This window comes from Catenulispora pinisilvae (assembly GCF_015356865.1).
GTDB lineage: Bacteria > Actinomycetota > Actinomycetes > Streptomycetales > Catenulisporaceae > Catenulispora > Catenulispora pinisilvae.
In genome coordinates this window covers 20,242-27,998 of the sequence record NZ_JAAFZA010000132.1, presented here as the reverse complement: position 1 = coordinate 27,998, position 7,757 = coordinate 20,242, and the positions used below count along the sequence as shown (strand labels likewise).

Sequence of the window (7,757 nt, the reverse complement as noted above, 5' to 3'; positions counted from 1 at the left end):
GGCGGGGGCTTCGGGGCGTCGGTCGTCATGTCCGCACCTGTTGCCGCGGTGGGGCCTCGGGAACCGTTTATTGCCCCGAACAGGGGAAGGCGCGGGTGTGGGTCAGCGGTTGTTGAGGGAGAAGACCACTGAGCCGAAAGAGACCTCGTCGCCGGGGTGGACGGCGGTGGGGGCGGTGATGCGCCAGCCGTTGACCCGGGTGCCGTTGGTGGAGCCCAGGTCGACCAGGAACCAGCCGGTTTGGGAGCGGCGGAACTCGGCGTGGTAGCGGGACACCGTGGTGTCGAACAGCTGCAGGTCGCATTCGGGCATGCGGCCGATGCGCAGGGTGCCCTGTTGGCCGCCGGGCAGGGACAGGCGGGGCAGCGAGGGGCCGCGCCAGGCGGCCTTGACCTTGAAGCGGAAGTGGGCCACGGCCGAGACGGCGTTCACCACCCGCTGGCCCAAACCCGGGCTGTCGGGCGGGATCGGCAGGTCGGAGACGAGCTGGGTCAGCTCGCTGTGCGACTGGACCGCCAGTACCCGGTCGATGCGGTGGGAAAAGGTGTCGCTGGACAGCCGGCCGGCCTGGGCGCCGGCCGACAGCGCTTCGATGGCGTCGTCGCGCTCGGCGTCGGACGGCCGAAAGTCCGGCGGCTGCCACGCCGCGCTCCCGAACGAAGGACCTCCCATGGAAGAGATTGTCCAATGTCGGCGGATCGGGTGTCCAGCAAGAGTGTGGGGTGTGATCGAGCCCTGTGTTACCCGCGGGGGTCGGTCACCTGGCCGAGGAACAGGATCTGGCCGGTCACGGTGTCCCGGATCAGGACCAGGAAGGGCCGGTCGACGTGCATTTCCGTCGGCTGGTGCGGCGGTTCCGGGGCGGCGCCGGCGACCACCGTGACGCCTGATGCCGCGGCCGCCGTGGTGCCCTGCTCGTCGACGGCGATGTGGGTCTTCTGCACGACCGCGCCCACGTGCAGCGGTTCGGCCTGGGCCGGCAGGCCGCTCAGATCCGCCGAGCTCGGGTCGAACACCGAGGTCATGCCCAGTTTCTGGAGCGCGGGTACCAGCTGGGCACCGGTGTCGAAGGTGAACTTCGGGAGTTCGAGGGCGACGGTGGCCGGCGAGGCAGCGTTGATCATCGCGCTGAGGTTGTCGGCGGTCAGCGTCTTGCGGAAGGCGTCGAAGGACTCGGTTGACGGGAGCAGGATGCCCATCGCCATGTGGTCCTGCTGGTACGGCAGTTCCGCGTACTGCCAGCCGCTGCCGGACGCGTAGCCGAGGCTGCTCTCGTTGCTCATCATGGAGACGTTCGCGGTGCTGCCGTCGAGCAGGTGGAACGGCTTGTCCGCGGTTTCGTTCTTGTCGAAGGACCCAGCCCACGCGGCCTTGAAGTACAGCGCGTCGGTGAGCGCGAGTCGGGTGTCGGCGGTCATAGAACCGGGTCCGAAGAGGTCCTTGATGAGGCCGTTTGTCTGGTCCTCGACGTTTTTGTTGATCGTTTGGCGGGCGGCATCGGGGTTCGTGAAGTCGGTCTCGTGGACGCCGGTGTCGAAGGCCGCGGACAGCGCCTGCAGATACGACTGCTGGAGGCCGTAGCCCTTCTGCGTCCACACGGTGTCGTACTGCTGCAGGTCCGCCTTGTCGGCGAGTTCGCGCTGCACGGTCGCCGAGTCGAGCGCACCGAGGGCGTCGGCGAACTGGCCGGCCGGCATGGTGGTGTGCAGGACCTTGGCCATCTGGGCCTCGGTCTGCCCCTTGGCGCCGGGCATCAGCATCGCCAGCACCGTGGCCAGGCTGGTCGGCGAGACCATGACGTTGCCCTCGCTGCCGTCCGAGACGGAGTGGAAGATGTCGACGCCGAACGCGTTCACGCTGGCCGAGGCGGAGCTCAGCTCGGCCGGTCCGACGGAGGACCGCGCGTCGTCGACGCGCACGGGGCCGGTGCGTACCGGCGAACCGTGGCCGCGCGTACTGCTGCCGGAGGAGGCGCACGCCGTCAGGGCGGCGAGGGACACGGCGGCGATCGCGGCTATCTGCTTGCGTGGCATGCGGATTGGACGCGGGCCGGGCCGTTTCGGTTTCCCCCGCGAGGGGGTGACCGCGTCCGGGGTTGATCGTTGAAGCGGGCATGAACGCCATGACCGTGCCCCCGATGACCAGCCCGGCGATGCCGCAGAACGAGGATCAGGAAGTATCCGGGGAAGTCGTTGACATCCCGCAGCAACAGGATGTCGAGCCGCTCGCGCACGACGCCGGGGAGGTGCCTGCGGAAGCCGCTGTGGAGCCGGAGCCGGTCGCCGAGGTCGGCGAGCAGAGCGACGAGAAGGACAGCCAGGACTACAAGGACGGCAAAGAAGGCAAGGACGAGAAGGATCTCCGGGAGGAGAAGGACGAGAAAGACGAGAAAGAGGACAAGGACGAGAAGAAGGCGGCGGCCAAGCCGAAGCGCAAGAGCGCCCCGCGCAAGGCCGCCGGCGGCACCAAGAGCCTCGTCGTCCTGAAAGAGGGCCGGGTCCAGTACGCCGACGCGGACACCGTCGTCGTGGTGGACCTCGACGAGGCCGCCTCCCCCGACACCGACGTGCACGACGTCCTGGACCGGCTCACCGAGCTGCGCGACGCCACCGAGTCGCCGGCCAAGGCGGACGCGGTCAGGGCTCTGACAGACCTGATCCAGGAGAAGGCCCTCGGCTAGACGCCGATCAGGCCTCGGTGGACGGCTGCCACAGCGGCTCGTCGACCGTGAAGCCCACCGGCTCGCCCCAGCCGTTCCGGTACGCGACCTCGTGCGCGGGACGGCGCGGGGCGACACCCCATCGTCCGGTCGGGTAGCCGAAGGACACGCAGCAGGACTGGGTCCACTTCTCCTCGGCCGGCACGCCCAGGATCTCCTTGACCTCCTGATCATGGAAGCCGCCGAGGATCGTGGTCAGCGAGCTGCCGACGCCCTGGGCGCGGGCCGCCAGCTGCGCGCTCCAGACCGCCGGGTAGATCGAGCCGCCGGTGCGGTCGCGCTGGACGAAGGCGAACAGGAACAGTGGGACCTGCTCGAAGTGCTCGCTGAGCCACTGCGAGGACTTCGTGACCTTCGCCATCTGCCGGGACTCGGGGCTGTCCGGGTCGGCGGCCATGGCCGCCAGCAGCGGGGCGTAGACGGTCTTGTAGAGCTGGTCCATGGCGTCGCGGTAGAGCGGGCCGAGGAGGTTCTTCTTCTCTTGGTCGTCGAGGAGCAGGAATCGCCAGTTCTGCCCGTTGCCCCCGGAGGGCGCGCGGATGGCGGCGTCCAGGATCTGAGCCTGGACCGACTCCGGAATCGGGTCGGGCTTGACCCGGCGCATCGCCCGGGTGGTGTAGAGCGCTTCGTAAATGTCCATGGTGTACCGAACAGTAGGTTTCCCCTGAGGTCGGCACAAGCGCCCGCTCAGTCATGGCGCAGGGCATAGCTCAGGCGGTCCGCGACGGCGGCCCGGGCCAGCCGGACGGCGGTCGCGTTGTCCACAGCTAGGAACACCAGGCCGCCGTCGTCCGGGGCGGAACGGGTGAGCGAACCGGCGTCCGCGGAGTGCGCGATCTCCAGGACCGAGACGTCCGTGGCGACAGCCGTCTCAGCCCGTGGCGGCCCGGGGTCGGAGCCGGGAGCCGGGCCCGCGAGGGCGTCGGGTGGGCCCGGCGGTCCGCCCGGACCGCCGTCCCGGGCGGCCAGCACGTCGATCCGGTCGCCGGGGCGCAGATATCCGGTGCTGCCGGGGTCGGCGAACCGCACCGGGACCGCGACCAGGCCGCTCATCAGGGATTCCGCCGCGAACCGGGGCGGGCGGCGCGGCGGTGGGGCCGAGTGTTCGGCGGTCAGCAGGGCCATCGAGACCCCGGCGAAACCGGCGGCGCCCAGGACGCGCAGCCGTCGGGTGCGGGACGAGTGGCGCCGGCCGGTCAGTCGGACGATGAGCTTCGGGCGGGTGGTGGTGGGTGTCGGCATTGCTCCCCCTGGCGTAGTCGGGACGCTTCAGGGAGTAATGATCGGAGGGGGCCGTCCAGCCTGTCCACCGGTTGCCGGGCAGCCTGTGGATAACTGGGGTGGTTCTGTGGATAACCCGGTGGATAACCGGGGTGGCTCAGCTCTTTGTGGACGACGAAGAACTCGAGCTTGACGACGACGAGGACGAGGTGCTCGACGACGAGGAGGACGACTCGCCCTTGGTCGAGGCCTTGGTCGAGCCCTTCGACTCGCCGGAACTGCCCGAGCCGCCGGAGCTGCCCGAATCCGAGGAACCGGACGAGCCGTTCGACGAGGACGACGGCGGCGTGGACGAGCTCGCAGCCGCGCGGCTGTCGGTGCGGTAGAAGCCGCTGCCCTTGAACACGATGCCCACGGCGGAGAAGACCTTCCGCAGTTCGCCCTGGCAGTTCGGGCACACGGTCAGCGCGTCGTCCGTGAACTTCTGCACGACCTCCAGCGCCTCACCGCAGTCTTTGCACTGGTACTGGTAAGTCGGCACGGGGAAACTCCTTCATCGACCTGGCACTCTGGCCGCCAGACTGCCAATTCTGCGGGATCGGTGCGTGGACTGTCCAATGCGGTGGGGCAGTATCGTGACACACGTCACTTATGGGACCGCTCAGACCGGCTGTCACGCGCTCAGAGGACCCTCGAAACAACGGGCCCGCAGTACAGCGGAACCCCAGAACATCAGGACCTCAGAACAACGGGATCTCGAACCAGACGAACTTACCGGCGTCGGTGGGCCGCGCGCCCCATCGGGCCGACAGTGCGTCCACGAGATACAACCCGCGGCCGCCCTCATCTGTTTCCGCGGCCTGCCGGATGCGCGGCAACCGTACGTCCGGGTCGTGCACCTCGATCCACAGTGCCCGCAGGCCCCGGCGCAGCACCAGGTCCAGCCGCCGCGAACCGCCGGGGGCGGTCAGCGTGCCGTCCAGCATCCCCAGCTCGTCCAGCAGGCCGGGCTCGGCGAGCAGGTCCATCTCGTTGTCCTCGTCCAGGGCGCCGAGGTGGTCGGCGTACTCCCGGACGGCGGCCAGCTCCATCATGTCCTCGGCCATCGGCGGCGGCTCCGGCTCCGGGTACTGGTCGGAGTCGGAGAACGACCACGGGGTCGGGCGCGGTCCGCTGGCGTGCCGCACCGCGTTCGTGATCAGCTCGGAGACCAGCAGCTCGGCCAGTTCGGCGTGCTCGCTCAGGCCCCACTCGCGAAGCACGGCCCGGGTGTGGTGCCGGGCCGCGAAGGCCGCCTCGGGGCGCGCCGGGAGCGCCAGCCGCGACAGCGGGAGGTCGACGGTGGACGTCGCCATGGCGAGCACGGCCTGGTCGTCGTGCGCCTCGCTGCCGGCGGCCCGCAGGGCGGCCCGGCAGATCGCCCGAGGCTCGCGCACTACGCGCTCGATGGCCAGACACAGAGTGCGCACTCCCGTGTCCACCGACTGGTCGCGTCGCTCCACGACCCCGTCCGTGTACATCACCAGGACGTCCCCGGGAGGAATGCTGAAGATGTGATCCTCGAACTGCACGGCGCCCTTGCCGCCACCCGGTCCGAGCGGACCGATGCCCAGCGGGACGTCCGGCGGCACCTCCATCGGATAGGTGCCGTGTGCGGAAGCCAATAGCGGCGGCGGATGTCCGGCGTTCGCTAAAGCGCAGCGCCGCGTGAAGGGGTCGTAGATGGCGTAGACGCAGGTGACGAGGATTTCTTCGTTCAGCCCACGGACCAGCTCATCCAGATAGGAGAGCAATTGTCCGGGCTGAACATCCAGTACCGCGTAAGCGCGCAGAGCGGCGCGCAGCTGTCCCATCACGGCAGCGGCGTGCGCACCGCGTCCCTGTACGTCTCCGATGACCACGCCGATCCGCCCCGCCGACAGCTCGACCACGTCGTAGAGGTCTCCGCTGACTTCGGAAGCGGCACCCGGCGCATAGCCGACGCGGATGGAGACACCATCAGGGAGCGGGAGATCGGTCGGCAGTAGCGACTTCTGTAGAGCCAGGGCCAGGGTCCGCTGCCGGTCGAACATGGCCGCGTTCTCCAGAGCGAGTCCGGCCCGCGCCGCCAACTCCTCGACGAGTTCCAAGTCCGCGGTGTCATAGCGGGGCGTCGGGTCGGCGTCCTCAGTGAGCGCGATCGCCAATACTCCGCGTACGCCGCTCGGCGCCAACAGCGGGACAGCGATCAGCGACTTCGCATCCAGCAGGAGCGCCTTGCGGTCGCACTCCTCATCCGGATCCAGCGCCTTGACCCGCGGCGCGCCCTGGATGAGGACCGGGCGTCCGGTCCGCAGCGCACGGTCACAAGGATGGCGCGCCGGGTAGTGGATCTCTGTACCCGCACGCATAGGGGGACACGGTGAGGTGTCCGTACTGTGCACGGTCACCAGGCGCTGTGCAGTGCCGTTCTCATCCAGCAGGTCCACGACGCAGGTGTCGGCGAAAGCCGGTACCAGGATCTCGGCGAGCGCGGCCAGAGTCCGGCCGGTGTCTAGGGAGGTCCCTAACTGCATCCCCGCACGGGACAACACCGCGGCGCGTACCGCGGCCCGCGCCGCAGCTCGCTGCTGGTCGTCCCGGCTGGCGTCGGAGCCGAAGAGGTCGATCGCGGTCACCACGGTGCCGGTGACCATGCCGCCGCTCATCATGGGAGCCGCGCGCACCCGGGCGAGCAATGAGTCGCCGTTACGCGTGGTGATGGGGAAGGAACCCTCCCACGTCCCGCCACGTTGGACAGTCGAACCGATGGCGTCCAGGTGCGACAGCGCGTTGCCGTTGGTGTCGTCGACGACCACGAACTCGGTCCACGGCCGGCCCAGCACCTCTTCGCCGTACCAACCGAACAGTTCCTCGGCGGCCGGGTTCCAGCCGGTGATCTGGCCTCGGTGGTTCAGCACCACCACCGGGTCGGGCAGGGCCTCCAGGACCGAGATCGCCGCGGTCTGGGTGCTGTTCGCCGGCACCAGCTCGGCGGCCGGCCGCGGCCGGGCATGCGGGAGCTGTTCCCCGGTCCCCGGCTGACGTCGCATGTGAGGTACCAACCGCTCTGCCGACCCTGCGTTCTTTAAGCGCCGAGTCTGCCACTAGCGGTCCCCTCAGCGCGAGGGAACCTCGCCGGGAGATTCGTCCCAGTCGCGAACGGTCTCCCCGGCGACCGCCATGTCCACCGGCCGGTCGTGCGGTTCCAAGGGGAGGTCGACATCGAGCTCGCCCGGGTAGAGCAGGGCCGCCACCCGGGGGCGTACGGCGCGCGGGGACGCCTCGATCCTGGCCAGCACCCGGTCGTAGCTGCCGCCGCCCCGGCCCATCCGGTGACCGCTGGGTGAGACCGCGAGGGCCGGGACCACGATCCAGGAGGCTGACAACACAGCGTCCACGCCCAGTGACTCGGCCGGCTCCGGGATCGGGCTCGGTCGCGAGCCGCCCGGCGGGATCCTTCGAACGAGTGAATCAGGGCCGGAGTAGTACCCCCACGACAGGTCCATGTCATTCTCTAGAATAGGTAACAGGACGCGGATACCGCGCCCGCGCAATCCCGCCAGCAACGGGCCGGTGTCCGGCTCGGTGCCGAAAGAGGCGTAGGCGGCGACCACGCCTCCCGCACCGACCTGCCCCACCAGGATCTGTCCCACCAGCACTTCGCACGCCGCGCTCGACCACGCCGCGCGCCGCTCCGGGGCGCACGCGCGCCGGGCGGCCAGCAACCGTGACCGGATCGTGCCCTTGGCATGGGCCGGGTCGTTGGATTGATTCGTCATGCTGTGCTCAAGAATGC

8 protein-coding genes are annotated in these 7,757 nt (G+C 69.5%); 1 reads left to right on the top strand and 7 read right to left on the bottom strand.

Translation table 11 applies throughout. From position 1 onward, the window contains the following. Positions 1 to 102: 102 nt before the first annotated feature. Positions 103 to 672 carry an FHA domain-containing protein gene (locus IZR01_RS30135; RefSeq protein WP_194895315.1) on the bottom strand — a complete coding sequence of 190 codons (570 nt, stop codon included), beginning with the start codon at positions 670 to 672 and terminating at the stop codon, positions 103 to 105. A gap of 68 nt (positions 673 to 740) precedes the next feature. Beyond that, the gene (locus IZR01_RS30130; protein WP_194895316.1) at positions 741 to 2,033 is read right to left on the bottom strand and encodes a serpin family protein; all 1,293 of its coding nucleotides are present in this window, start codon (positions 2,031 to 2,033) and stop codon (positions 741 to 743) included. 80 nt (positions 2,034 to 2,113) lie between these two features. Here IZR01_RS30130 and IZR01_RS30125 point away from each other — a divergent pair, with 80 nt between their 5' ends. After that, positions 2,114 to 2,680 (top strand): hypothetical protein, encoded by a 567-nt coding sequence (locus tag IZR01_RS30125; RefSeq protein WP_194895317.1) that lies wholly within the window; start codon positions 2,114 to 2,116, stop codon positions 2,678 to 2,680. A 7-nt stretch (positions 2,681 to 2,687) separates the two neighbouring features. Here the strand turns inward: IZR01_RS30125 and IZR01_RS30120 are convergent, their stop codons facing one another. The 5 genes from IZR01_RS30120 to IZR01_RS30100 all read right to left on the bottom strand — a co-directional run bounded on the left by IZR01_RS30120 (position 2,688) and on the right by IZR01_RS30100 (position 7,740). Next, entirely contained in the window at positions 2,688 to 3,359 is a 672-nt protein-coding gene (locus tag IZR01_RS30120) for a nitroreductase family protein (RefSeq protein WP_194895318.1), read from the bottom strand. 47 nt (positions 3,360 to 3,406) lie between these two features. Further along, complete coding sequence (locus tag IZR01_RS30115) at positions 3,407 to 3,961, bottom strand: RcpC/CpaB family pilus assembly protein (RefSeq protein WP_194925851.1); 555 nt, start codon at positions 3,959 to 3,961, stop codon at positions 3,407 to 3,409. A 136-nt stretch (positions 3,962 to 4,097) separates the two neighbouring features. After that, the gene (locus IZR01_RS54435; protein ID WP_194925850.1) at positions 4,098 to 4,481 is read right to left on the bottom strand and encodes an FmdB family zinc ribbon protein; all 384 of its coding nucleotides are present in this window, start codon (positions 4,479 to 4,481) and stop codon (positions 4,098 to 4,100) included. Positions 4,482 to 4,680: 199 nt separating this feature from the next. Next, positions 4,681 to 7,011 carry an ATP-binding SpoIIE family protein phosphatase gene (locus tag IZR01_RS30105; protein ID WP_194925849.1) on the bottom strand — a complete coding sequence of 777 codons (2,331 nt, stop codon included), beginning with the start codon at positions 7,009 to 7,011 and terminating at the stop codon, positions 4,681 to 4,683. A gap of 66 nt (positions 7,012 to 7,077) precedes the next feature. After that, entirely contained in the window at positions 7,078 to 7,740 is a 663-nt protein-coding gene (locus IZR01_RS30100; RefSeq protein WP_194925848.1) for a 5-formyltetrahydrofolate cyclo-ligase, read from the bottom strand. Between the last annotated feature and the right edge of the window lie 17 nt (positions 7,741 to 7,757).